This is a genomic window from Micromonospora sp. NBRC 101691 (assembly GCF_030269285.1).
Lineage (GTDB): Bacteria > Actinomycetota > Actinomycetes > Mycobacteriales > Micromonosporaceae > Micromonospora > Micromonospora echinospora.
Genome location: NZ_BSTB01000014.1, coordinates 61,001 through 85,986, shown reverse-complemented (window position 1 = coordinate 85,986; position 24,986 = coordinate 61,001). Strand labels below are relative to the sequence as shown.

Here is a 24,986-nt window from a genome sequence, read left to right as displayed (position 1 = left end):
GGGCGACGGCTCACGTCCCGTCATCCGGGAGGTTACGGGCGACGGCGGCCAGCCGTTCCCGGACCACGTTCCGCTCCGGGTCGTCGACCTCCCCGAGCGCCTCCAGCGCGGCGGCGAGCCACCGACGGGACTGCCCGTGGTCGCCGGCCGCCGCGTGGATCTCGGCGAGCACGGTGAGGGCGTGGGAACGGCGGAGGCTGTCGTCGAGTTCCTCGGCGACCGCGCCGGCCCGGATGGCCTGGGCAACGGCCTCGTCCCGCCAGCCGAGGCGGCCCAGCGCGGCGGCCAGGGTCACCAACGCGTCACAGCGGACCTGCTCGTCGCTGACGCGCCCCGCGACGTCCAGAACCAGCCGGCAGCGGTCCACGGCGGCCTCGGGCTCGCCGGTATCCAGGTGCAGCTCCGCCAGCCGGACCAGGGCCAGGCTCCGCCCGCGCAGCGAACCGAGGCGATCCCAGCGTTCCAGCGCCTCGCGGTGGTACCGCGCGGCCAGGTCGTACCGGCCGAGCCGCCGGTTCGCGTCGCCGAGGTGGTACAGGGTGAACGCCTCCTCCATCGAGTCTCCGCCGTCTTTACAGGCGCCCAGGAGCTGCTCGAAGTTGCCGACGGCCGTCTCCGTGGCACCGGTGCGGAGGTGAATGGCGGCGAGATTGTGCAGACAGGCCCACTGCATTTCCCCGAGGTCGAACTCCCTGGCCAGCCGGAGCGCCTCGGTGAACGCTCGGGTGGCCGGACCGTAGTCGTGGATGGCGAAGTACGTCGCGCCGAGGTTGACCAGCGTCCCGATCCGCCCCTCCTGGTGACCGTCGGCGCTGGCCGCGTGCACCGCGGTACGGAGCATCTCGAAGACGTCCTCCTGCCGGCCATAGCGGTCGACCACCTCGTACATGGTGCCCACGATCTGCCAGGCATGCCGGTGGAAGCCCTCGTCCGCCGCCGTCCGGACCACCGCGGGCAGGTTCGCCCGTTCCGCCTCGCACCAGCGCAACGCCTCCGCGTCCGAGGCGAAGGAGAGCGGGGTCACCGACATCGACGCCGGATCCGGGAGGTCCGGCACCGGCGAGCTCCGCGGTTCCAGCAGCCGGACCGCGTCGACTGCGGAGAGCAGGTACCAGTCGAGCAGCCGGCGCAGCGCGTCCCGGCGCTCGTCAGCCGGTGCCTCACGGCGGCACCGGTCAGCGGTGTAGAGACGGAGCAGGGCGTGCATCCGAAACCGACGGAGAGCGTCGTGCTCGACCAGGTGCGCCCGGGTCAGCGTGCCGAGGAGGCGCTCGGCACCTGCCGGCTCGACACCACCCAGCAGCGCCGCCGCCGCGCCCGGGCCGACAGTGGCACCGGGAAAGAGCCCCAGCCGCAGGAAGAGCCGGGCGGTCAGGGGGTCGAGCGCGTTGACCGACCAGTCGAACACACTACGGAGGACCCCCTCGTCGGAGTCGTCGCCCTCGTAGTCGAAGAGCCGGGTGCTCAGCTCGCGGGCCAGTTCCTCGATGGACGCTCGGGGACGGGCCACCACGTGCTGCCCGATCACCCGCAGCGCCAACGGCAGACCACTCGAGAGACGCGCCAGGGTCGACACCGCCTCGGGTTGGGTGCTCGCCCGTCCCACCCCGACGATCCGGCCGAGCAGCGCCCGCCGATCGGTGGGTGGCAGTGGTGGCACCGTCAGGGACCGGATGCCGTTCCGGACGGTCAGCCGTTGGAGGGCCTTCCGACTACAAACGACGGTCAGGCAGCGGTCGGAACGGGGAAGCAGCTGCCGGGCCTGTTCCGAGTCGAGCACGTTGTCGATGACGACGAGCATTCGCCGGTCGGCGAGGAGCTGGTGGTATCTCTCCCGCCGCTCGTCGTCGTCGCGCGGCACCGCCTCGGCCGGAACGCCGAGCGCGTTCAGGAACCGGGCCAGCGCCTGACGCGGCGGTACCACCGGCCCCGGGCCACATCCCTCCACGTCGAGGTAGAGCTGCCCGTCCGGAAAACGGTCCAGCCGCCGCCTGCCCCAATGGGTGATCAGCGCGGTCTTGCCCACCCCCGGGGTTCCGGTCAGGACGATGACCCGGCCACCACCGTCACCGACGGCCAGCGAGTCGAGCTCGGCGATCAGTTCGGTGCGGCCGGTGAAGTCCGGGACGTCGTGCGGTAGTTGGCGGGGAGTGGGCGGTGGAACGGGTACGGCGCCCTCCGCCCCGCCGCTCCTGGCGCGGGACGACGGGACGGGCGCCGTCGACGGAACGGGGGCCAGGTCGAGCGCCGGTTCGGCGCGCATCTCCCGGCGGTAACGGCGGCGGAACGCGGTGACGAAGGTACGCGCGTCGTGACCCCGTCCCGCGACGTGCAGCGCGCTCGCCCAGAGCCGGGCCAGCGTCTCGTCGAGTTGATGCTCGCGGAGCAGGGGTTCGAGCCGGGCCAGCACCCGGTCGTGTCGTCCGAGTGCCAACTCGCTCTCGGCCAGCATCTTGTACGCGTCGAGCAACCGGTCCCGCAGGGTCGCGCGCCACAGCTCGGCCTGGGTGCCCCGTAGCTCGGCGAGCGGATCGTCCCGCCAGAGCCCGACGGCGGTGGCCAGCAGGGCAGCGCCGTGTTCGTGGCGGGCCTGCCTGACGGCCGCCTGGGCGTCCGTCACCAGTGTCGCGAAGCGGTGGTGGTCGACCAGGTCCGGATCGATCTCCAGCCGGTAGGCGCCGACACCGGGGGTACGGACCAACGCGTCGGGGAGGCCCACCGATCTCAGCACCGTCCGTAGCCGGCTGGCGAGCCCATGGATTATCGGTCGGCAGGAATCCACCGGACGGTTTTCCCACAGAATTTCCACGATCAGTTCGATCCGCACCGGCCGACCGACGTGGTAGAGCAGGGCGGCGAGCAGGCCCCGCTGTTTCGCGGTTCCGATCGGAACGCTGCGTCCAGCCACGGAAAGGCCGGTCGGACCCAGAATGGAAAACTCCATGGCACCCCACCACCCTCCACACCACCCCGGCGCCACCCACTCCAATTCTGTCCCGAATTGCCGCTTCCCCCAAGGGCCGGTGCCCAGAGTCCAAAATCGGACACCGCATTGACAGACCACTGCAATGAAATCGCAAGGAATCCGGCAAGGAGATCCACATGCGCCCCGGCCACGCTTCCCGGACGACAGCCACGGAAGGAGCGCGGAATGAGTTCTGCCGAATGGCCGAGGACGCCAATTGGCATCGACGCCAGAAAATGGATCACCCGTTCGGGGTGCCGGACGGCGCTGGTTGTGGTGCACACCATGGCCAGTTGGCAACGCCTGCTCGACGTCGTCGGCCACATCGAGGACGACCCCCGGGTGCAGGTCGTCTACACGGTGGCACCCGACGTGTTCAACCAGCAGGTCCGCCGGCACCTGGACCGGGCGGGCGCGTTCGTGCTGCCCTGGCCGCAGGCCGTCCGGGAACCGTTCGACCTCGCCCTCGCCGCCTCCCTCGGCGGCCTGCACCAGGTGCATGCCCCGATCCTGGTCATGCCGCACGGCGCGGGACACGGCAAGCGGGTCCGACCGGACCGCCTCGGTGGCACCTCGGTCGCCGAGCCGCCGGTGTACGGCCTCGACGCGCAGCGACTCACACACGACGGTCGGGTTGTGCCGGCCGCCCTCGCGCTCGCCCACGAGAACGAACTGGCGGTGCTGCGCCGCCAGTGTCCGGAGGCGGTTCCCGCCGCGGTGGTGGTCGGTGACCCCTGCTTCGACCGGTTGACTGCCAGCCAGCCGTCGCGTGAGCGCTACCGGCAGGCCATCGGCCTGTCGGACGATCAGGAACTCGTCGTGGTGAGTTCCACCTGGGGGCCGGACGGTCTCTTCGGCCGCTGGCCGGACCTGCTGCCCCTCCTCCTGAGGCAGTTGCCGGCGGAGCGCTTCCGGGTGGCCACGCTGTTGCACCCCGCCGTCTGGGACGCCCACGGTCACCGCCAGGTCCGCGCCTGGCTGCGGGACTGTTGCAGGGCCGGGCTGCTGCTCCCGGATCCGGCGGAGGACTGGCGGAGCCTGGTGGTGGCCGCCGACCACCTGCTCGGCGACCACGGCTCGGTCACCACCTACGCCGCCGCGATCGGCCGTCCGGTGCTGCGGTTGCCGGTGCCCCGACGGATCACCGTGCCCGGGTCGCCGCAGAGTGTCGTCGCCACCCGGGCCAGCCGGCTGGATCCGCGTCGGACGCTGCTCCCCCAGCTACGCTCCGCCCGTCCGGTCGACCACCGTGCGGTGACCGCCGCGCTGACCGCCCGCCCCGGCGCCGCCGCGAACCTCCTCGGCGCCACGATGTACCGCCTGCTCCGGCTGAGCCGACCCGGCCGGCACCGGCGGGTCGAACCGGTGCCGCTCCCCCGGCCCGACACCTGGGGGGCTGCCGCGTGAACCGGACCCATGTGGTCGTCGCGCTGCTGCAGCCCGGACGACCGGTGTCCCGCCGGGTCGCGCTGGCGGACGTCCTGCTCACCTGGGTGGCTTCGCACCGCGGACCGGGATGCTGCGCGGGCCTGATGACGGCCCACCCCGGCCTGGTGGTGACAGTGGCGGGCGAACCGACCGGCCGGATCGTCGTAGGGATCCGCGACGCGGGACGGGACGGCGTACGGCTGTTCGTCACCCGAGGCCCTGCCGGCGGCGGCCGGACGCCGGCCCGGGCGCTGCTGCTGCGGATCGGCCGTGTCCTGCACGCCCGCCGGGTCACCGGTCGGCCACCCGACCAGGAGCCGCTGACCGGGCGGTCACTCCGCCCGGTCGGCACCCACCTGACCGGCCTGGTGGTCGCCACGGCGGACGCCGTCCCGGTCGAGTCGGGTCGCCACCTCCCCGGCCCGGGGTGAGGCCAGTGACGTGAACACCGCCAACGCCTCCTCCAGGTGCCGCCGGGCGGTGGCCGTGTCCCCCCGCTGCTCGGCGATCTCGCCGAGCACGGTCAGGGCCTCCGCCCGCTCGTTGGCCGAGCCGAGCGCGGCCATCCGGTCAACGGCGTCGCCCGCCGCACGCTCGGCCGCGTCGAGGTCACCGACGCCCAGGTAGGCGCTCGCCAGACCGATGGACACCCGGGCGGCGTTGTACGGATCGACGTCCCCGAGATCGGCGAAGATCTGCCCCGCCTCGGTGAGCAGCGGTAGCGCCTCCACCGCCCGACCCGACCGGGTCCAGAGGGCAGCGAGGTTCACACAGGTCAGGCCGACGCTACGCGGTTCGCCCAACGCGCGGTTCGCGGCGAGGACGTCCACCAGCAGTCGGCCTGCCTCCTCCTCGCGCCCGGTCTCCAGACAGAGCGTCGCCAGTCCCTCCCGGGCGTCGAGCTCACCCCGCACGTCGTCGGCCTCCCGGTACCGCTCCACCGCCGCCCGGCCGTACCGCTCCGCGTCGTCGTACGCCCCCACCCGCATGGATGCCCTGCTCAACCGCTTGAGCATGTGCGCCTCCGCCCAGACGTGGCCCCACTGCCGGGCCGCCGTCACGCCCCTGCGGTCGACCTCGAGACGAAGTTGATAGTTCTTGATGTAGAGCAGCAGTGGCCAAAGCGCGTCGCAGAGCAGCCACGCCAGCTCCGGAAAACCGTTCTCCAGTGCCGCCCGGCCGGCCTGCACGAGGTTCGCCTGCTCCCGGACGAGCCAGGCGAGCGCTTCGGACCGGTCGGCGAACTCGGGTACGGCACCGGCTGGCTGCCGGAACGTGTACGGCAACCGCCGCCGGTAGGGGGTGACGACCTGGTCGGCGTTGCGGGCGGCGGCCAGGTGGTACTCCAGGATCGTGAGCAGGGCGGCTCGCCGGTCGACCGGGTCGTCCGACTTCTCGGCGGTCTCCCGCGCGTGCAGACGCAGCAGGTCGTGGAAGCGGAACCGATCCTCGTCGATTTCCTCCAACAAACTCACCCCCAGCAGTTCGCCCAGCACGTCGAAGGCCCCGCCGTGCGCCATCGGCTCGGCATCGACCAACGCGGTGGCGAGTCCCGGCCCGAAGTCGTTGCCCGGATGCTGCGCCAGCCGCCGATAGAGAGCAGCGGCCGGCGGGCTGAGATCCCGGTAGGAGACGTCGAAGACCGTACGGACCCCGACGTCGTCCGGACCGGCGAGCCGAGCCAGCCGCTCGTTCTCGTCGGCCAGGTCCGCGACCATGGTGCGGACCGAGAGAAGGGGCCGGGCAGCCAGCCGACCGGCGGCCACGGTGAGCGCCAGGGGCAGGCCGCCGCAGAGTTGCGCGAGTTCACCGGCGGATCCCCCCTCGCGGTCGATGCGGGCGTCCCCGACAGCCCTACTGAGCAGCCGCATCGAGTCGGCGGGCGGCAGCGGTCGCACGTCCAGCATGCGCCCGCCGTCGGCGACCAGGCCCGTCAGTCGACGCCGGCTCGTCACCAGCACGACCGAGGCGGACGTGGGTAGCAACGGCCTCACCTGCGCCGCCGAGTAGGCGTCGTCGAGCAGCAGGAGAAGGGGCGTGTCCGCGGTGACCGTCCGGTAGAGCGCGGTGCGCTCGGCGAGGGAGCCCGGAATCCGCTCCGACGCCAGCCCCAGCGCGCGCAGGAACGCACCCAGCACCTCACCGGGATCGACTGGACCGGACGCGCCGTACCCGCCGAGGTCGGCGTAGAGCTGGCCGTCGGGGAAGCCGGCCCGTGCCTCGTGCGCCCACCACCGGGCCAGCGCCGACTTGCCCACTCCCGCCGGACCGCAGAGCACCACCACGGATCCGGCTCCGGACCCGGTGAGCCGGTGCAACGCGTCGATCTCGTGGCTCCGCCCGGCCAGGTGCGCCGGAGGCGGCGGTAACTGTCGAGGTGCCGGCGGGGGCACCGGCCCGGTGTGGATGTGCACCCCGCCGTGGATGGCCGCCGACTGGACGACCGGACCGGTCACCGTCCCGGACAGTTCGTTGCGTACGGCGGGCCGGACGGTCGTCCCGCTGTCGTCCCGGGCGTCAGCCAATGTCCGGACCCCTTCACGGCGTGCGGGCGGTCGGGTCAGAACAGGATGTCGCCGCTGATGTCACGTGCCTGCACGACCTTGCCGGCGGTGCCGCTGAACTCGTTCGTGACGTCGCCCGGCGAGGCCGACAGTCGCGCCTGTACCGAACGCCACTCCGCGCGGACGGCGGCGTCGAACGCGGGGTCCACCGCCATCGTCCTGGCCAGAGCTTCCGCCAAGATCGCCTGCCGGTCGTAGTCGTCGGGTTCCACCACCGCAGCCTCCAACGCCGCCGCTTCCTCCGTTCCCTCGCCGAAACGGGAGCGGACCATCCGGTACAGGGCGCCGACGGCCTCCCGGCCACCGGAGAAGAGCACCTCGGCCCCCCTGGCGGCCAGCGCGGTGGCGACGGCAAGGACAAGCTGATCCGGCATGAAGACCCCCACCAGTCCATGGCTCGGTCGCGAAGGATCGCTGCACATCAATCGCGTGACCGCCAGACTACCCTCCGGCGTCCAGCCCCCGGAACGAGCGAAAGAAGAGTGGGCACAATCGCGCCACCCCAATTGATGCCGGGAGCAACTTATCGCTACATGACCTTTACTTCTGTCCATAAGGGACAGAAGGACGCTTTGAGCGGTCGAACGGCCATTCATGGGACCCCGCCCACCCACCCCGCGATGGGCTCTCTAAGATCCACCCATGAAAAAAATGATCTTTGCTGTCCTGGCCGCAGCCGCCCTCGGACCGAGCGTCGAATGGGTGAAGTTGGTGGCGTGAAGGCAGCACACCCGGCAGCGCCCGCCTGACCCCAACCGTCAGCGAGCGTCGCGCACAGCGGATGCCCTCGGTGGACGCCGGGGGCATCCGCACGTTCCACGGCCTTCGACATCCCCAACGCCCCAGGCCGGGAAGAGTTACGGGGCGCGAGGAAACAACCTGGGCCGTCGTCGGCGACCCACCACCACACAGATCGCATACCATCGATTTCTCGTGCCGTCGGACGGAATGAGGACTCGATGGAGCTGAGCCACGCCTTTCTCGACATCCCCTTCTCGTTGCCGTACCACTTCGCGAGAGCGAGCCTGCTGGCCACCCGGCTGGTCCGGGTGGAGCTGCGCGACGGCGACCTCCGGGGCCGCGGGGAGGCCACCCTGTTCGAGAGCCGGTTCCCCGACCCGAAGGCCGCCACCGCCGAGCAGGTGGAGCAGGCCCGGGTCGCGATCGGCCAGGGCGCCGGCCGGGAGGACCTGCTCGCCCTGCTGCCGGCCGGCGCGGCACGCAACGCCGTCGACGCCGCCCTGTGGGACCTGGAGGCCAAGCGCAGCGGCCGCCGGGTGTGGCAGATGATCGGCCTGCCCGAGCCCACCCCGGTCGAGGACATGCTCACCGTCTCGCTGGCCGACGAGACCCAGTTCGTCCAGGAACTGAAGGACAGCCAGGGACGGCGAGCCCTGAAGCTGAAACTCGGGTCGCCCGAGGACGTCGAACGGCTGGAACTCACCCGCGCCCACCGGCCCGACGCCGAACTGGTGGTGGACGTCAACTGCGGCTGGACGCCGGAGCGTCTGGTGGCGATGCTGCCGGTGCTCGCCCGGCACGACGTCCGGATGGTGGAGCAGCCGGTCCGGCCCGAACACGAGGAGGCGCTGCGGGGGCTGCCCCGGCAGGTGCCCCTCATCGCGGACGAGTCCTTCTACGCCGAGGAGGACCTGCCCCGGATCGCCGAACTCTACGACGGGGTGAACGTCAAACTCGACAAGTGCGGCGGCCTCACCGCCGCGCTGCGGATCGTGGCGCAGGCCCGGCAGCGTGACCTGCGCATCATGGTCGGCTGCTTCGCGGCCACCTCGCTCGCCTCCGCCGCCGCCTTCCAGGTCGCCCACTACGCGGAGTTCCGGGACATCGCCGGGCACCTGATCCTCACCGAGGACGTGCAGCCGTCGATGCCGTGCGTGGAGGGTCGGCTCAGCCCGCCCACGCCGGAACTGTGGGGCTGACCGGTCACCGGACCGCCCGGTAAACCGGAGGCGGCAGCGGGCACCGTGGGCCACACTGGCCGGCATGTCCGTGCAGGTGTGGAACGTTGCCGAGCTGACCGACGCGGTACGCGCCGGGCGGACCCCGAAGTTCCTGTTCTTCTGGGGGCACCGGGCCCGACCGGACGGCACCGTCGGGCCGGGTTGCCTGAGCCAGTGGTGGCCGGCGCCGTTCACCGTGGACGGGACCCGGTTCGCCACCGCCGAGCACCACATGATGTGGGCCAAGGCGATGCTCTTCGGCGACCGGGCGACCGCCGGGAAGGTGCTCACGGTGGCGCACCCGAACCAGGCCAAGACCCTCGGCCGTCAGGTCGCCGGGTTCGACGAGCAGACCTGGCGGGACCGCCGGTTCGAGATCGTGGTGGCCGCCAACCTCGCCAAGTTCGGCCAGCACCCCGACCTGCGGGCGTTCCTGCTCGGCACCGGGAATCGGGTGCTGGTCGAGGCGAGTCCGCTGGACCGGATCTGGGGCATCGGCCTGGCCGCCGACGCCCCGGCCGCCGCCGACCCCGCCCGGTGGCGTGGGCTGAACCTGCTCGGTTTCGCGCTGATGCGGGTCCGGGCGGCGCTTCGGGACGGGACGCCGGACGCGGCGACGTACGGCGATCCGGCGAACCGGGCCGACGGGCGCTGACCTCACCCCGGGCCGGTCCGGGTGCGGGTCGCGCGACGGCCGGCGGGTCGACGAACTGGCGCTGGGACGTTGCTGCTCGGCGCACCGGCCCGCGAGGCGTGGGCGCGGAGATGGAGACGACGATGCCCGCCGGTGGACCGCTGTCCGGTCCACCGGCGGGCATCGGTGCGCGGAACCGGACCGACCGGCCGGGGGGACCTCACCGCACCCTGGCCGACCGGTCGGAGCCGCTCACCGTGCCGGTTCGGGTTGCCCGCCCCGGCTGATCCGCAGGGTCAGCACGTCGGTGCGGACCGTGAAGTGCCCGTGGAACAGAGCGACCTCGCCCGCCCCGTAGCCGATCTGGGTGGCGGTGACCAGCGGGTGCCCGAGCGCCACGTCGAGCCGCGTGGTGGCCTCCTCGTCGGCGAGGACGGCGACGAGTTCGATCTCCGCCCGCCGGACCGGCATGCCGGTCGCGCTGGCCAGGAACTCGAACATGTCCAGGTCGATGCTGAGCAGCCCGGACGGGTCGAGGTCCCGGCCGTCGAAGCGCAGCGGCAGGTGGTCGCGGATCCAGGCCGCCGGGACCCCGTCCACGGCGAAGAGCCGGTCGACCCGCCACACCGGCGAGTCCGGCTCGACCCCGAGCACCTCGGCGCAGCCGGGCGGGCACTTGGCCCGGCTGACCGCCGCGTCCTGGAGCGTCGGGCGGTGCCCCGAGGCAGTGATCCGGTCCCGCAGCGCGGTGACGTCGCCGATCGACACCGGCACCCGTTCCACACCGTCGTGCACGAACGTGCCGATCCCCCAGGTCCGCGTCACCACGCCCTCACCGGCGAGCTGACCCAGCACCTCGCGTACGGTGGCCCGGCTGACCTCCAGCCGGTCGGCCAGGTCCCGCTCGTTGGGCAGCTTGTCGCCCACCCGGAACTCGCTGCCGATGAGCTCCCGTAGCCGACTGTGCGCGGCCTGAAGCGCGGTCTCGCGCCGTCCCATCCGCCCTCACCTCATCGCTGTCCGCCGCCGGCCGCGGCGTACGGAGTGTAGTTCGTCGGTGCCGGATCGACCGATCGGCCGATCCGGCACTACCAGACCTGTTCCAGGACCCGGAGGGTGTTGCCGCCGATGACCTTGGCGATCTCGTCGTCGGAGTAGTCGTGCTTGACCAGCCAGCCGACGATGTTGCCGAACGCCTCGCCCGGGTTCTCCATCCCGGAGACGTACTCCACCCGGGGGTGCTCCGGCCGGTCACCGGCGTCGTGCGCGTAGTTGCCGGCGTAGGTGTTGTGCACCCCGACGTGGTCACCGAACATCGTGTCCGGCCCGAACGTGACGTGGTCGATGCCGACCAGGTCCACGCAGTACGTGAAGTGGTCCATGATCGACTCGATCGAGTGGTGCAGGTGGTCCGCCGAGAGGGTGGTGTGCGGGGCCGCCTCGATGCCGATCACGCCACCCCGCTCGGCGCAGGCCCGGATCACCTCGTCCGGCTTCATCCGGGGCGTCTTCCAGACCGAACGGGCGCCGGCGTGCGTGATGAAGACCGGCACGGTGCTGGCCTCGACCACGTCCAGGCAGGTCTGGTCGCCGGAGTGGGAGATGTCGATGGCGATGCCGAGCTTGTTCATCCGGTCGACCGCGCGCCGCCCGAAGTGGGTCAGCCCGCCGTCGTGCCGCTCGGAGAGCCCACCGCCGAGCATGTTGGCCTGGCTGTAGGCGATGCCGAGCTGACGGACGCCGAAGCCGTAGAGGATGTCGATCCGGTCCAGCTCGTTCTCGATCGGGCTGGCGCACTCCAGGCCCGCGACGAGCGCGAGCCGGCCGTCCCGCTTCGCGGCGTGGATGTCGGCCAGCGAGGTGGCCAGGAAGACGTGGTCCTGCTTGTAGAGGTCGCTCATCCGCATCCCGAGGGCGTAGACGAGGTCGTTCCACTTCCAGCCGTTCTCGCTGGTCACGCAGGACGCGCCGGCCATGAAGTTGTCGAAGACGGCGGTGAGCCCGGAGCGGGCCAGCCCCTCGTAACCGGTGCGCTGGCGCGCGGTGCGGTTGTAGGCGCGCAGCTCCCGGACGTCCTCGGGCAGGACCACCGGGTGCTCGTGCAGGGAGATCGCGACGTGCTCGGCGAGCAGCCGGGTCACGCGCGAGCGCTGGGCGTCGGTCAGGCCGAGGTCGTGCTCGGGCACCCGGCCGACCTCCTGCGCCAGGTCGAACACCCGGTAGTCGGTGTGCGGCTCCAGGTACGAGTAGGACCTGTGCCCCTGGTACCGGGGGGCGGGTTCTTGCAGCAAGACACTTCTCCTTGGGGAACGGTCGCCGGGCGCTACGCGGCCAGCGGGTAGTGGCAGGCAACCGGATGTTCGCCGGCGGCCAGCGGCGGTTCGGTGGTGGCGCAGGTCTCGGTCGCCTGCCAGCAGCGGGTCCGGAACCGGCAACCCGAGGGCGGGTTCACCGGGCTGGGCGGGTCACCGGCCAGCAGGATCCGCTGGCGTTGCCCCCGGGCGGCCGGCTCGGGCACCGGCACGGCCGAGAGCAGGGCGGTCGTGTACGGGTGCCGGGGCGTGTCGTACAGGCTGTGTTCCGGCCCGGTCTCCACCAGCTTGCCGAGGTACATCACCGCCACCCGGTCGGAGATGTGCCGGACCACGGACAGGTCGTGGGCGATGAAGACGTACGCCACGCCCAGCTCGTCCTGGAGCCGTTCGAGCAGGTTGACCACCTGGGCCTGGACCGAGACGTCCAGCGCGGAGACCGGCTCGTCGCAGACGATCACGTCGGGTTGCAGGGCGAGCGCGCGGGCGATGCCGATGCGCTGCCGCTGCCCGCCGGAGAACTGGTGCGGGTAGCGGTCCAGGTGCAGGTGCGGGTCGAGGCCGACCAGGTCGAGCAGTTCCCTCACCCGGTCCAGCCGGCGTCCCTTGTCCAGCACGTCGGGGTGGATCTCGAAGGGCTGGAGCAGGATCTCCCGGATGGTGCGCCGGGGGTTCAGCGAGGTGTACGGGTCCTGGAGCACGATCTGGATCCGCCGCCGCAGCGCGCGCAGGTCCCGGCCCCGGGCCTTGTGCACCACCGAGGTGCCGAAGGTGACCGCGCCGGAGGTGGGCTGTTCCAGCCCGACCAGCATCCGGGCCAGGGTGCTCTTGCCGCAGCCGGACTCGCCCACCACGCCGAGCGTCTCGCCCCGGCGCAGGTCGAAGGAGACCCCGTCGACGGCACGGACCACACCGCCCGAGGTGAACGGGACCCGACCCTTGATCGGGAAGTGCTTGACCAGGTTCTCGACCCGCAGCACCACGTCGTCAGCGGGTGGCACCGAGCACCTCCTCGTGGTGGTGGCAGGCGCTGGCCCGACCGGCGGGCAGCGTCTCCAGTGGTGGCAGGGTCACCCGGCACTCGTCGGTGACCCGGGGGCAGCGCAGGTGGAACGGGCAGCCGGTGGGCAGCCGGGCCGGGTTGGGCGGGGCGCCGGGAATGGCGTAGAGCACCTCGTCACGCCGGTCCACCCGGGGCATCGAGGCGAGCAGCCCCTCGGTGTACGGGTGCGCCGGGCCGGCGAAGATCTGCCCGACGCTGCCCCGCTCGACGATCCGGCCGGCGTACATCACCGCCACGTCGTCGGCGACCTCGGCGACCACCCCGAGGTCGTGGGTGATCAGCAGGAGGCCCATGCCGCTGTCCCGCTGGATCTCCGCGAGCAGCTCCATCACCTGGGCCTGCACGGTGACGTCCAGGGCGGTGGTGGGCTCGTCGGCGATCAGCAGGTCCGGCTCCAGGGAGATGGCCAACGCGATCATGATGCGCTGCCGCATACCGCCGGAGAACTGGTGCGGGTAGTCGCGGATCCGGTCCTTCGCGGCCGGGATGTGGACCCGGTCGACGAGTTCGACCGCGCGACGGCGGGCGTCGGCCTTGGACATGCCCCGGCGGACCCGGAGCACCTCCGTGATCTGGTCGCCGACGGTGAAGACCGGGTTCAGCGCGGCCATGGCGTCCTGGAAGACCATGCCGATCTCCTCGCCGCTGACCCGGTCGCGCTGCTTACGCGGCAGGGTGAGCAACTCCCGGCCGCGCAGCCGCACCGCGCCGTCGACCCGGGCCGGCGGCGTGTCGAGGATGCCCATCACCGCCTGCGCGGTGACGCTCTTGCCGGAGCCGGACTCGCCGAGGAGGGCCAGGGTCCGTCCGGACTCGACCTCCAGCGAGACGCCGTTGACCGCACGCACCGGCCCGGTCGGGCCGGGGAACTCGACCCGCAGGTCGGCGACCTCCAGGAGGCTGGTCACCGCAGCACTCCGGCCTCGGCGAGGAAGTCCCGCACCACCTGCTGGAACAGCTCGGGCTCCTCCAGCTGCGGCGAGTGCCCGGACTTCTCGAAGACCACCAGCCGGGCGTCCGGGACCAGATCGGCGATGACCTGCGAGGCCGCCACCGGGGTACGCCAGTCGTGGCGGCCCACCGTGACCAGGGTCGGACAGGTGATCGAGGGCAGTTTCGGCTTCAGGTCGTAGCGGGGCATGTTCTGCCCGAAGGCCGCGTTGTGCGTCCGGTAGTGGAACCGGGTGGCGGCGAGCTTCGCCTCGTCCTTGGCCGGGTCGTGCTGGTGGTCGTAGAGCGGCAGGATGCCCTTCCAGTACTCGCGCAGCTGCTCGTTGCTCTCGAACCGGCCGGTGCCGATCCGCTCGATGATCCACTCCGGGATCACCGACCGGTCGGTGCTCCGGGCCCGCTCGACGGCGAGGTGGTCGTGGGCGGTGTCCGCGGCGGTGTCCCGCAGGATCATCGCGGACACCCGGTCCGGGTGGGCGATGGCGTACTCCATCGCGATGAACCCGCCGTACGAGCCACCGGCCATCACGATCTTCTCGTAGCCGAAGTGCTCCCGGATGGCGTCCACGTCGGCCACCCACTGCTCGTGGGTGAACGGCTCGTCGTCGCTGGACTCGCCGGAGCCCCGTGCGTCGAAGACGATGACCCGCATCCGGTCGGCGAACGGCCCGAAGGAGCGCTTCGGTTCGTTGCGCGAGCCCAGGCCGGGCGCGCCGTGGTGCACGATCATCGCGGGCGCGTCGGTCGGGCCGAACGCCTCGACGACCAGTTCCGCTCCATTGATCTTCATCGGACCCCCTCGATGACATTCGATGCCAGGTCGCGCGGGTAGCCGGTCAGCCGGCGCGGACCGTCCGCCTCGACCAGGACCGTGTCGGAGATGCGGTAGCCGGCGTGGCCGGGCACGTAGACACCGGGCTCGCTGGAGAGCAGCATCCCGGGGGCGAGCACGGTGTCGTCGCCGTCCTCGACCCAGGGCGCCTCGTGGTTCTGCAACCCGATGCCGTGTCCCTGCCGGTGCCGGATGAAGTCACCCAGCCCGTGCCCGCGCAGCACGTCCAGGCAGATCTTGTTGACCTCGGCGCAGGTCCGGCCGGCGACCATCGCCTGGGTGCCGACTTCCTGCGCCTCGCGGTCGGCCTCGTAGTAGCGCACCTGCTCGGCGGTGGGCTCGCCGATGACGAAGGTGCGTTCGCTCTCCACGAACCGGCTGGCCACCGCCGCGCCGAGGGAGAGGATCAGCGTGTCACCGGGCTGGAGCCGCCGACGGGTCGGCAGGCCGTGCGGCAGGGCCGAGTTCGGGCCGGCGTAGACCAGCCCGCCGGCCAGCTTGGTGGTGTAGACGACCAGGTCGTAGTCGGCGTACATCCGGTCGGTGCCGTACCCGATGACGTGCCGGGCCAGCTCGTCCTCCCGGGGCAGCGGTCCCCCGGTGGCCAGCGCCTCCTCGATCAGCGCCCGGCCGGCGGCGAGCATCTCGTCGCAGATCCGCGCGGCGGCCTCGTGGAACGGGACCTCCTCGGGGAACTTGCGCAGCCGCAGCCGGGCCACCGCGTCGGTGGTCTCCAGGGTGGCCCCGGTGAGCGCCGTCGACAGGGCCCGGAAGGCGCCCACGGACACCCCGCCGCCCACCCCGATCCGGCGGGCCGGGCCGCCGCGCCGGGACAGCGCCGTGGCGAGGGTCTGCTCGGCGGTCACCACACCCGGGTACTCGAAGTAGCTGACCGTCTCCACGGTCACGCCCTGCTGGGCGGCGTACTCCTCGTCGAGGCGCGGGATGACCAGCAGCGGGTCGCCCTCCCGGGGCATCCACAGGTAGACCGGACGCTCGGTGGCGATGTAGAAGAAGCCGCTGAGGAAGGCGACGTCCGCCGGGGACGTGGCCAGGAAGCCGTCCAGGCCGCGCTCGCCGAGGGCCTCGGCGAGCCGGGCGCGGACGCTGGTGTAGAAGCTGTCGGGCAGTCGCATGGTCAGCCTCCGTTGCCGCGGGGGTCACGGGTGTCGTTGAACCGCATGCCGGCGACGGTCGCCGCGAGCACCAGCAGCAGGATCGCCAGGGACGGGAAGAGCGTCTGCCACCAGGCGATGGCGATGACGCCGCTGCGCTGGGCGTTGAGCAGGATGCGACCCCAGGACCAGGCGTCCGGGTCACCGAGGCCGAGGAAGCTCAGCCCGGCCTCGGAGATCACCGCGCGGGAGGCGGTGAGCAGCACGCTGACGATCACCAGCGAGACGACGGCGGGCAGGATCTCCCGGGTGACGATCCGCCACCCGGTGGCCCCGAGCACCCGGGCCCCGTCGATGTACGGCATCGCGCTGATCACCAGGCCCTGCGACCGGATCAGCCGGGCCACCTCGGGCCAGGCGAAGAACCCGATGATCAGGGTCAGCGTCCAGACGCTGGGGTTGACCACCGCGGCCAGCATGATCATCAACGGCAGGGTGGGCAGCGCCAGCATCACGTCGGTGATCACCGTGGCGACCGCGTCGATCGGACGGAAGTAGGCCGAGGCCAGGCCGATCGCGGTACCCAGGACGATCGCGATCACCGAGGCGGCCAGACCGATCACCAGGCTGGTCCGGGTGCCCCAGACGACCTGGGCGAAGATGTCCTGCCCGAGGTCGTCGGTGCCGAACCAGTGCGCCCCGGACGGGGGTTGCAGCACGTCCGGCCCGGCACCGGTGGGCTCGTCGGCGATCAGCGGCGCGAAGACCGCCAGCACCACCATGACCAGCAGCACCAGGATGGAGAGCGCCGCCGAGGGCTGGCGCAGGTAGCGGCTCCAGGACCGCCTGACGGGGGCCGGGGCGACCGGCGGCACCGTCTGCTCGGTCAGCACGGGGGCGCTCACGGCGTCCTCCCTTCGTGGATAAGGGTGGAGTTCACAGGGCTGGTCTTCCGCTCGCGACTGCGGGGCTCCGCTCCGCTGCACTCCTCGCGCTTCACAGGCGGATGCGGGGGTTGAGGACGGCGTAGAGCATGTCGGTCAGCGCGTTGGCGAAGACCACCGTGACGGCGAGCATGATGAACGCGCCCTGGAGGACGGGGTAGTCCTGCTGCCCGACCGCCTCGTAGATGAGCCGGCCGACGCCGGGGTAGGCGAACACCGTCTCGGTGAGCACCGCGCCGCCGACCAGGGTGCCCAGTTGCAGGCCCATCAGGGTCAGCGCCGGCAGGATCGCGTTGCGCAGGCCGTGCTTCCAGACCCGCCGGGTGGCGGAGAGTCCCCTGGCCTGGGCGGCCCGGATGTAGTCCTCGCCGAGAACCTCGATCATGTTGGTGCGCAGGGTCAGCGCGTACGGGCCGAGCTGCACCAGCACCAGTGACAGCACCGGCAGCACCAGGTGGTGCAGCAGGCTCAGGTAGGCCGCCGCGCCCCGGGTGTCCGGGTCGATCGCCCCGCCGATCGGGAACCAGCCGAGCTGCGCGCCGAGGAAGACCAGCAGCAGCATGGCGACGCTGGGCACGAAGAGCGCGTGCCCGCCGATGCCGAGCGCCTGGAGCGTACGGTCCAGCCAGTTGCCCTTGTGCACGGCGGCCCAGACGCCGATCGGGATGCCGATGGCGATGGTGATGACGAAGGCGCTGCCGGCGAGGAGCAGCGTCCACGGCAGCCGGTCGACGATGATGTCGGTGACCGGTTGGATCTGCCGGAACGAGATACCCAGGTTGCCCTGGAGCAGCTCACGCAGGTACGACACGTACTGCTCCCACAGCGGACGGTCCAGGCCGTACGTCTTGAGCAGCGCCGCCTGCATCTCCGGCGTCATGTCCCCCTCGACCATCAGGGTCGTGGGGTCCCCCGGCAGCAGCCGGAGCAGGAAGAACGTCGAAGTGATCGCAATCCACACGGTCAGGACGGCCTTCAGTGCCCGACTGAGCACGAAACGCGCCACGGGGGACCCCTCCTCTCCCTCTGGTTGGGGTTAGCTGGCCGGCTTGACCTGGGCCAGCGAGTACGCGGTGACCATGCCGAGCAGGTCCGACGGCGACGGGGCGAAGCCGGTGAACTTGCTGGCGTTGTAGGCGAACTGGAAGTTCTCCACGTACAGCGGGGTCAGGTACGCCTGCTCGTGCACGACCTTGTCGATGTTCTTGATCTTGGTCTTGAACGCCTCGGGGTCGGTGGTGCCGGCGGCGTCGTTGATCAGCCGGTCCATCTCGGGCGACTCGAGCAGGTTGTAGTTGATGCCACCCGGGTTGCTGGACAGGTAGGTGCTGCGCAGCTGGTCCATCGGGTTGTCGAACACGCCCCACTGCGAGGCGTCGATGTCGTACTCACCGTTCTTGGTGCGGGCGAGGAACGTGTTCCGCTCGACGCACTCGTTCTCCAGCTTGATGCCGGCCTGGGCGGCGCTCTCCCGGAAGAGCTGCACCACCCGGGTGATGTTGGCGTTCGACTGGTCGCAGGCCACCCCGAAGGTCAGCTCGTCGAAGAAGCCGTCGCCGTTGCCGTCCTTGTAGCCGGCCGCGGTGAGCTTGGCCTTCGCGCCCGCCGGGTCGAACGGGTACGGCTGGATCTCGGTGTTGTCGTAGTCCGAGAAGATCGGCGAGATCGGGCCGGCCATCTGCTGGGCGTCGCCCTGGAGCACCGCCGAGATGATCGACTTGGTGTCCACGGACATCGACAGCGCCTGCCGGACCTGCTGGTCGGCCAGCTGCTTGTTCTTCATGTTGTAGGTCAGGTGGGCGAAGCCGAGCGCGCCGACCTTCTCCATCTTGATCTTCGAGTCGCCCTCGAACTGCTTCGCCGCCGACACCGGCACCGGGGTGCCCATCATGTCGATGTCGCCGTTGCGCAGCGCCAGCATCATCGTGTTGACGTCCGGGTAGACCCGGTACTCGACCTGGCTGACGGCAGCCTTGCCGTCGGGGGCGAGCGGGTAGTGCTCGTTGCGCTTCATCACGTAGCGCTGGCCCTTGGTCATGCTCTCCAGCACGAACGGCCCGGCCCCGACCCAGTTCGAGTCGTTCGGGAACTTGGACAGGTCACCGGCGGACTCGAAGACGTGCTTCGGCACGATCGACATCCAGAAGCCGACGCCCTCGGCGAACGGCGCGTACGGCTGCGAGAGCCGGAACTTGACCGTGGTCGCGTCCGGGGCCTCGATCGACTCGACCCAGGTCAGCTTCGCCGCCACGTTGCCGAGCTTGTACTTCATGATCTGCTCGGCGCTGAACTTGACGTCCTCGGCGACCACCGGCTTGCCGTCGGTCCACTTGAAGTCGTCCCGCAGGATGAACACGGCGGTCTTGCCGTCGTCCTCGTAGCGGTACTCCTTGGCCAGCTCCGGGGCCTTCTTCGCGCTCTCGTCGATCCGCAGCAGGTGCGGGTACATCGCGTTGAGGATCCACGAGTCGGTCTTGCTCAGCGACTGGAGCGGGTTGAAGTTGCTGACGTCCGTGGTGGTGCCGATGCGCAGCACCGAACTGCCGGACGAGCTTTCCGAGGACGAGTTGTTGTCCTCGTTCAGGCCGCACCCGGAGACACCCAGCGTGGCCGCCACGCCGAGCGCGACAGCGAGCCGCCACCGACCCTTGACTGTCTTTTTCACCAAACCTCCTGAAGAACCCGGATGATGTTGCCGCCGATGACCTTGGCGATCTCGTCGTCGGAGTAACCGTGCGTGACCAACCACCCGACGATGTTGCTGAAGCACTCGCCCGGGTTCTCCATGCCGCTCACGTACTCGACCCGGGGGTGGTCCACGACGCCGTGGGCCTGCCCGATCGCCAGGTGCTGGGTGAAGCTGTCGTGCAGCCCGACGTGGTCACCGAAGTTGGTGTCCGGGCCGAACGCCACGTGGTCGATGCCGACCAGATCCACGCAGTACGTGAAGTGGTCCATCACCGACTCGATCGAGTGGTGCGGGTGGTCCGCCGAGAGCGTGGTGTGCGGAGCGGCCTCGATGCCGATCACGCCACCCCGTTCGGCGCAGGCCCGGATCACCTCGTCCGGCTTCATCCGGGGGGTGTTCCAGACCGAACGGGCACCGGCGTGCGTGATGAACACCGGGACCCGACTGGCCTCGACCACGTCCAGCGAGGTCTGGTCGCCGGAGTGCGAGATGTCGATGGCGATGCCGAGCTTGTTCATCCGGTCGACCGCGCGCCGCCCGAAGTGGGTCAGCCCCCCGTCGCGGGTCTCGGAGAGGCCGGAGCCGAGCATGTTCGCCTGGCTGTAGGCGATGCCCATCTGACGCACGCCGAAGCCGTAGAGGATGTCGATCCGGTCCAGCTCGTTCTCGATCATCGTGGCCGCTTCCAGACCCGCCACCAGGGCGATCTGGCCGTTCCGCTTGGCCTCGAAGATCTGTTCCAGCGTGGTCGCCACCACCACGTGGTCCTGCTTGGCGACGTCGGCGAAGCGCAGGCCGATGTCGTAGATGACGTCGTCCCACTTCCAGGCGTGCTCGCTGGTCACGCAGCCGGTGCCGTTCATGAAGTTGTCGAAGACCGCGGTCATGCCGGAGCGGGCCAGGCCCTCGAAGCCGAACGAGTTGCGTCCGGTGCGGTTGTAGTCCCGCAGCTGCGACACGTCGGCCGGCAGGATCTTCGGGTGCTCGTGCAGCGAGATGGCCATGTGCTCACGGAGCAGCCGGGCGACCCGGGCGCGCTGGTCGTCACTGAGGCCGAGGTCGTGTTCCGGTACCCGGCCCACCTGCGGCGCGAGCGCGAAGACCTTGTAGTCGACGTGCGGCGTCAGGTAGTCGAAGGACCGGTATCCGGCGTAACGGGGGGCGGGTTCCTGCACTCGTCAACTCACCTCGTCCAGGTAGAGGTCTGAGGAATGAGGTCTGACCTCATGCCTCCCCGGACGCTAGTGCAGCGAAGAACTCCTCGGGAATACCCCGTGACCCGACCGTTACCTCAACAGGCAACATTCCCGCAGGTCAGGACGGTGCATGGGCGAATCGCGACCTGCGGCCGAGGCACGACGACCCCGTCCACCCGACCCCACCCCCACCCGAAAAGACGACCCCCGACAGACCTCCACCCTCAGGAGGTCAGACCATTACCGCCAGAGGTCCGAACTGTTGCCCACGGGTTACCCCGGCACCGAGCGCACCCGCCCCGCCCCCACCCCTGCCCCCGCCCCGCTGATCCACTCGCTTTGCGGCATCTCGGGGTGTCCGACCGACCGGAAGCCCCGACATGCCGCAAGACGAGTCGGGCACCATCGACGCCGACGCCAGCCGCGTCCGGCCGTCCGCCCGTCCGGGGTGGGAGGGACGGGCGTATACCGTGTCCGGACACGTCGACGGGAAGGAATCCGGAAGCATGCGGCTGCACGTGGGGTGCGCGATGTGGACGCTCAAGGCGTGGCAGGGGCGGATCCTGCCGCACCCCCTGCCGGCCCACGAGCGGCTGCGGCACTACGCCGGCTGGTGCGACTCGGTCGAGGGGAACACGACCTTCTACGCCACCCCGGCCCGGGAGACCGTCACCACCTGGGCCGACCAGACCGACCCCGACTTCCGGTTCGTCCTGAAACTGCCCCGGACCGTCACGCACGACCACCGGCTCGACGGCGCCGACGAACCACTGAGCGCCTTCCTGCACGCGATCGAACCGCTCGGCCCACGGGCGCACGCCCTCTGGATCCAGCTCCCCGGCTCGTTCGCCCCGGCCGACGTGCCCACCCTCGCCCGCTTCCTGCGCCGGCTTCCCACCACCCACCGGTACGCCGTCGAGGTCCGCCACCCCGCGTTCTTCGACGACCCCCGGGCGGTACGACTCCTCGAAGGGGTGCTCACCGACGCCGACGCCGAGTGGATCCCCTTCGACACCACCGCCTTCTTCCGGAGCCCGCCGACCAGCGACGCGGAACGGGACGCCTGGACGAAGAAGCCCCGGATGCCCCTGCGCACCCACGCGCTCACCGACCGGCCGATCGTCCGCTACCTCGGCCGCGACGACACCACCCGGACTGTCGAGGGCTGGCAGCACTGGATCGACGTGGTGACCGGATGGCTCCGGGAGGGCCGCTCCCCCACCGTGTTCGTCCACACCCCGGACAACGCCGACGCGCCCGTGCTCGCCCGCCGCTTCCACGACGAGGTACGCGCACGCGTACCCGGCCTGGCGCCCCTGCCCGAGCCGATCCCGGTCGAACCGAGCCCGGTCGAGCCGCTGACCCTGTTCTGACCGGTCCGCCGGGCGACGGTCACCCCGCGCCGAACTCCGCGCCGGCCTGTGCCGCCGCAGCCAGCCAGCCGCCCATGCTGATCGCGGTCTGGCCGCCGTCGACGGGAAGCACCACACCGGTGATCCACTCGGCGTCGTCGCTGGCCAGGAAGAGCACCGCCCGCGCGATGTCCTCCGGTTGCCCGACCCGCCCGATGGGCTGCTTGTCGGCCAGCTCGGTGGCGAGGAACGCCTTGAACTCCTCGTCCCGCTCACGGGGGACGCCGAACGCCGGACCCATGATGCCGGTCATGGTGATGCCCGGCGCGACCGCGTTGGACCGGATGCCCAGCGGCGCGAGTTGGGCGGTCGCCTCCCGGACGATGCCGACGACGGCGTGCTTGGCCGCCGTGTACCCCAGCGTCGACTGCCCGCCCTGCAACCCGGCGACCGAACTGGTGGAGATGATCGAGCCACCGCTGCCCTGCCGGACGAACTGGCGCGCGGCGTACCGGTGGCCGAGGATCACCGACGTGGCCAGCAGCCGGAACGTCCGGTCCGCCCCCTCCTGGGTGATCTCCTGAATGCCGGCCGGGTCGCCGCCGGCCCCGGCGTTGTTGAACATCACGTCGAGCCGGCCGTACCGCTCGACCGCCGTGCTCACCAGAGCCTCGATGTCGGCCTCGACCGTCACGTCCGCGTGCTGGTAGGTCAGCGCCTCGCCGCACCTGTTCGCCAGCTCGGCACCGAGGTCGTCGGAGATGTCCCCCGCGACGACCTTGGCACCCTCGGCCACGAACAGTTCGGCGGTCGCCCGGCCGATGCCGCTCGTCCCGCCCGTGACCACCGCGACCTTGCCGTCCAGCCGCCCGCCCATCACGCCCCCCGTCGCCCCCGGCCCTGACCTGCCCGGGTGCCGGCGCAGGTCAGGGTCAGTAGAGCACTCCCGCCATCCGATGGCGGCGTTTTGCGGCGGAGGTACCGGATCGGTCGGGCGGCCGGCACGCGTTGGTCTACGACCAGGAGACGGCAGCCATCAGTTCGTCTGGCCGGTGGGCAGGTGACGACCGATGTAACCGACGTAGATCCGACCGCTTCCGACGGTGTCGTCGTGGTAGTGCATCCGAGGACTGACCATCGCGAAGTTTGCGATCTTGAAGTGAGCGCCCATGAAGACCTCTCCCGAGGCATCGACCTCAACGGGTACCGGTAGTACCCGGCACCGCCAGAACGCCGGGTTGTTGCGCACCTCTCCGCTCTCGTCCCGCGCGTGCCGCCGCGCAGGCCAGACGTGACAGCCGGCCGGGGTCTGCTGGAGAAAGCCCTGGACATCCCGATCCCACCGTCCGTCCGCCTTCGCCGTGGCGTAGTCCTCCAGCACCAACAGGGCATCCCACGTCTTGGAGGCCCAAGCACCGAGAGTGTCGATGCCGTCGAGGTCAGCGGGGCAGTCCGGGTCACCGGTGAACTCGACGTGTTCCAGTTTCGTGATCCAGCGGAGCAGTTCACCGAAGCTGTCCGGCCGGGCCACGTCCTCCTCGCCGGCCTCCGTCGTCCAAGCCGTCGCCGCCTGCCCGGCCGAGGCCAACTGATGCCGTAGCTTCCGGTTGGTCTCCTCGGCCCGCGTCAACAGATCGACCGCCTCGCGGTTCTCCAGTTGCTCGTCCTCCAGTTGCGAGACAAGCTCCCGGTGGGCCGTCCTCACCTCCTCGAGTTCGGTCTGCAACTGAGCGAGCCGGGACGCCACGTCCTCCTGTGCCTGCCCCGCCGCCCTTCCGATCTCCGCCCAGCGCGCCAGATCGTCGATCCGGTCGGCAGTCGGCTCGTCAAGGCCGACTTTGAGCTTCAGATAGCCGACCAGCAGGCTGTCCTGCGCCTCGACGCCATCCTGCCGGCGATCGCTCTGCGACGGTTCCACAGTCGTCGGCGGTAGGGCCACCACCGGAACGGCGGGCTTACGCCCTGCGTCGCCGAGCCGGTTCACCAGCAGTTCGTCGGCTATACGTTCGAGCATGCGATGAACCCGCGCCACCGCAGGTTGCAGTGGCTGTTCGAGCGCCTGCACCTGGGCGCTGGACGCGAGTACACGGGCCAGCCGGGCGTGTTCCCTGTCGTCGAGGATTCGTTCGGTGCTCAGCACCCGGTGGCGTAGCGCATCCACCGCCACGTCCGGCTGCACCTGTGAGCGATAGGTCCGAAGCCGGCCGGGCGCGACTGCGTGCATCTCGCCCAGCCGGTCGTTCAACAACCGTGTTGCTGCACCGTCAAGGACGTAGCACGCAGCCAGCCCCTTGGTGAACTGGGTCAGCCGTCCGATCAGGTCCGCCCAGGGATTGAGCGGCAGCGATTCGTCGCTACCGGCCACGAAGACGACGCCACGCCGCTCGGGATCGAGCAGTGCCCGATACACCTCGTCAGCTTCTTCCTCACGGATGATCATCGGACGTGTCGTCAGCCGGGCCGCGCCGTCCCAGGCTTCGACGACGTCGAGGATCGGCGCCACGAACCGTGGCGTTCCGGCCATCCGGGGGCGAGTCTTACCGGCTTCCCCGTCAGGATCGGGAGCTTCGATGTCGATCCAGGCCCATGCCGGGCGGTCCCTGGCGTGCGGCGAGTGCGCGGTCAGCTGGGTGGTCCATCGTCCCTCCGGCTTCGCCTCGACGATCCGTACCCGCTCCGAGGCTGATCCGTCCTGCCCCTTGTGCTGCAACAACAACGCCCGGACGCCGTCACCGACGGTGGCCCAGCGATTCACTTCAAGCGCCGCAGGGTCCCAGCCCTTGGGCCCTGTCATCCACTTTTCGAGCTGTTCCCGCACCAGGGGCAGCAGGTTGTCCCGCTCCTGGCGGGTGGTGACGATCGATCGAAATCCCAGCATCGGACCTCCCGGGGAGGGTAGTGCCCGTCCACCTCCGGTCGGTTACGCCGCCACCGACCCACCGCCCGCTGCCGTCGATCCAGCAGGGGCAGTGGAGGCGGA

Annotated in this window: 20 protein-coding genes; 5 read left to right on the top strand and 15 right to left on the bottom strand. The window is 70.8% G+C overall.

Going from position 1 to position 24,986, the window contains the following annotated elements; all coding sequences use genetic code 11:
* Positions 1-10: 10 nt before the first annotated feature.
* Positions 11-2,731 (bottom strand): ATP-binding protein, encoded by a 2,721-nt coding sequence (locus QSK20_RS20990; protein WP_285790302.1) that lies wholly within the window; start codon positions 2,729-2,731, stop codon positions 11-13.
* A gap of 420 nt (positions 2,732-3,151) precedes the next feature.
* On the opposite strand from QSK20_RS20990, the gene QSK20_RS20985 reads away from it, so the two are divergent.
* On the top strand, positions 3,152-4,372 hold the full coding sequence (locus QSK20_RS20985) for a hypothetical protein (protein WP_285790301.1): 1,221 nt from the start codon (positions 3,152-3,154) through the stop codon (positions 4,370-4,372).
* On the top strand, positions 4,369-4,824 hold the full coding sequence (locus tag QSK20_RS20980) for a hypothetical protein (RefSeq protein ID WP_285790300.1): 456 nt from the start codon (positions 4,369-4,371) through the stop codon (positions 4,822-4,824). Before QSK20_RS20985 ends, QSK20_RS20980 begins: the two co-directional genes overlap by 4 nt.
* Here QSK20_RS20980 and QSK20_RS20975 read toward each other — a convergent pair.
* Both QSK20_RS20975 and QSK20_RS20970 read right to left on the bottom strand, forming a co-directional pair.
* Positions 4,726-6,918, bottom strand: a complete 2,193-nt coding sequence (locus tag QSK20_RS20975; RefSeq protein ID WP_285790299.1) for a tetratricopeptide repeat protein — start codon at positions 6,916-6,918, stop codon at positions 4,726-4,728. The genes QSK20_RS20980 and QSK20_RS20975 overlap by 99 nt on opposite strands.
* Positions 6,919-6,953: 35 nt before the next feature.
* Positions 6,954-7,331: a hypothetical protein gene (locus QSK20_RS20970; RefSeq protein WP_285790298.1), complete on the bottom strand. Its 378-nt coding sequence runs from the start codon at positions 7,329-7,331 to the stop codon at positions 6,954-6,956.
* 585 nt (positions 7,332-7,916) lie between these two features.
* Between QSK20_RS20970 and QSK20_RS20965 the strand changes: the two genes are divergently transcribed.
* Both QSK20_RS20965 and ybiA read left to right on the top strand, forming a co-directional pair.
* Positions 7,917-8,897, top strand: a complete 981-nt coding sequence (locus QSK20_RS20965) for an enolase C-terminal domain-like protein (protein WP_285790297.1) — start codon at positions 7,917-7,919, stop codon at positions 8,895-8,897.
* Between the two features lie 64 nt (positions 8,898-8,961).
* Positions 8,962-9,573: a riboflavin biosynthesis intermediates N-glycosidase gene (gene ybiA, locus QSK20_RS20960; RefSeq protein WP_285790296.1), complete on the top strand. Its 612-nt coding sequence runs from the start codon at positions 8,962-8,964 to the stop codon at positions 9,571-9,573.
* 231 nt (positions 9,574-9,804) lie between these two features.
* Here the strand turns inward: ybiA and QSK20_RS20955 are convergent, their stop codons facing one another.
* The 10 genes from QSK20_RS20955 to QSK20_RS20910 form a co-directional block, all read right to left on the bottom strand.
* Entirely contained in the window at positions 9,805-10,551 is a 747-nt protein-coding gene (locus QSK20_RS20955; protein ID WP_285790295.1) for a GntR family transcriptional regulator, read from the bottom strand.
* Positions 10,552-10,640: 89 nt separating this feature from the next.
* Positions 10,641-11,843, bottom strand: coding sequence for a dipeptidase (locus tag QSK20_RS20950; RefSeq protein ID WP_285790294.1), 1,203 nt, complete (start codon positions 11,841-11,843; stop codon positions 10,641-10,643).
* A gap of 32 nt (positions 11,844-11,875) precedes the next feature.
* Positions 11,876-12,865, bottom strand: a complete 990-nt coding sequence (locus tag QSK20_RS20945) for an ABC transporter ATP-binding protein (protein ID WP_285790293.1) — start codon at positions 12,863-12,865, stop codon at positions 11,876-11,878.
* Positions 12,852-13,835 carry an ABC transporter ATP-binding protein gene (locus QSK20_RS20940; RefSeq protein WP_285790292.1) on the bottom strand — a complete coding sequence of 328 codons (984 nt, stop codon included), beginning with the start codon at positions 13,833-13,835 and terminating at the stop codon, positions 12,852-12,854. Before QSK20_RS20940 ends, QSK20_RS20945 begins: the two co-directional genes overlap by 14 nt.
* Positions 13,832-14,668, bottom strand: a complete 837-nt coding sequence (locus QSK20_RS20935) for an alpha/beta fold hydrolase (protein ID WP_285790291.1) — start codon at positions 14,666-14,668, stop codon at positions 13,832-13,834. Before QSK20_RS20935 ends, QSK20_RS20940 begins: the two co-directional genes overlap by 4 nt.
* Entirely contained in the window at positions 14,665-15,846 is a 1,182-nt protein-coding gene (locus tag QSK20_RS20930; protein ID WP_088980325.1) for a M24 family metallopeptidase, read from the bottom strand. Before QSK20_RS20930 ends, QSK20_RS20935 begins: the two co-directional genes overlap by 4 nt.
* A 2-nt stretch (positions 15,847-15,848) precedes the next feature.
* Complete coding sequence (locus QSK20_RS20925; protein WP_285790290.1) at positions 15,849-16,730, bottom strand: ABC transporter permease; 882 nt, start codon at positions 16,728-16,730, stop codon at positions 15,849-15,851.
* A 91-nt stretch (positions 16,731-16,821) separates the two neighbouring features.
* The gene (locus tag QSK20_RS20920; RefSeq protein ID WP_088980326.1) at positions 16,822-17,775 is read right to left on the bottom strand and encodes an ABC transporter permease; all 954 of its coding nucleotides are present in this window, start codon (positions 17,773-17,775) and stop codon (positions 16,822-16,824) included.
* Positions 17,776-17,805: 30 nt separating this feature from the next.
* Entirely contained in the window at positions 17,806-19,434 is a 1,629-nt protein-coding gene (locus QSK20_RS20915) for an ABC transporter substrate-binding protein (RefSeq protein ID WP_285790289.1), read from the bottom strand.
* The gene (locus QSK20_RS20910; protein WP_285790288.1) at positions 19,431-20,633 is read right to left on the bottom strand and encodes a dipeptidase; all 1,203 of its coding nucleotides are present in this window, start codon (positions 20,631-20,633) and stop codon (positions 19,431-19,433) included. The genes QSK20_RS20915 and QSK20_RS20910 overlap by 4 nt, the downstream gene beginning before the upstream one ends.
* A gap of 527 nt (positions 20,634-21,160) precedes the next feature.
* Here QSK20_RS20910 and QSK20_RS20905 point away from each other — a divergent pair.
* Entirely contained in the window at positions 21,161-22,027 is an 867-nt protein-coding gene (locus QSK20_RS20905) for a DUF72 domain-containing protein (protein ID WP_502888964.1), read from the top strand.
* A gap of 19 nt (positions 22,028-22,046) precedes the next feature.
* Here the strand turns inward: QSK20_RS20905 and QSK20_RS20900 are convergent, their stop codons facing one another.
* Together QSK20_RS20900 and QSK20_RS20895 are read right to left on the bottom strand one after the other, a co-directional pair.
* Entirely contained in the window at positions 22,047-22,883 is an 837-nt protein-coding gene (locus tag QSK20_RS20900; RefSeq protein WP_285790287.1) for an SDR family NAD(P)-dependent oxidoreductase, read from the bottom strand.
* A 159-nt stretch (positions 22,884-23,042) separates the two neighbouring features.
* Positions 23,043-24,884 carry a nucleotide exchange factor GrpE gene (locus QSK20_RS20895; protein WP_285790286.1) on the bottom strand — a complete coding sequence of 614 codons (1,842 nt, stop codon included), beginning with the start codon at positions 24,882-24,884 and terminating at the stop codon, positions 23,043-23,045.
* Positions 24,885-24,986 lie beyond the last annotated feature (102 nt).

Bases quoted from the DNA above. Each gene is read 5' to 3' on its own strand.
- QSK20_RS20985 (WP_285790301.1), top strand. From the start codon at position 3,152: ATGAGTTCTGCCGAATGGCCGAGGACGCCAATTGGCATCGACGCCAGA.
- QSK20_RS20970 (WP_285790298.1), bottom strand. From the start codon at position 7,331: ATGCCGGATCAGCTTGTCCTTGCCGTCGCCACCGCGCTGGCCGCCAGG.
- QSK20_RS20965 (WP_285790297.1), top strand. From the start codon at position 7,917: ATGGAGCTGAGCCACGCCTTTCTCGACATCCCCTTCTCGTTGCCGTAC.
- ybiA (WP_285790296.1), top strand. From the start codon at position 8,962: ATGTCCGTGCAGGTGTGGAACGTTGCCGAGCTGACCGACGCGGTACGC.
- QSK20_RS20955 (WP_285790295.1), bottom strand. From the start codon at position 10,551: ATGGGACGGCGCGAGACCGCGCTTCAGGCCGCGCACAGTCGGCTACGG.
- QSK20_RS20935 (WP_285790291.1), bottom strand. From the start codon at position 14,668: ATGAAGATCAATGGAGCGGAACTGGTCGTCGAGGCGTTCGGCCCGACC.
- QSK20_RS20930 (WP_088980325.1), bottom strand. From the start codon at position 15,846: ATGCGACTGCCCGACAGCTTCTACACCAGCGTCCGCGCCCGGCTCGCC.
- QSK20_RS20905 (WP_502888964.1), top strand. From the start codon at position 21,161: ATGCGGCTGCACGTGGGGTGCGCGATGTGGACGCTCAAGGCGTGGCAG.
- QSK20_RS20900 (WP_285790287.1), bottom strand. From the start codon at position 22,883: ATGGGCGGGCGGCTGGACGGCAAGGTCGCGGTGGTCACGGGCGGGACG.
- QSK20_RS20895 (WP_285790286.1), bottom strand. From the start codon at position 24,884: ATGCTGGGATTTCGATCGATCGTCACCACCCGCCAGGAGCGGGACAAC.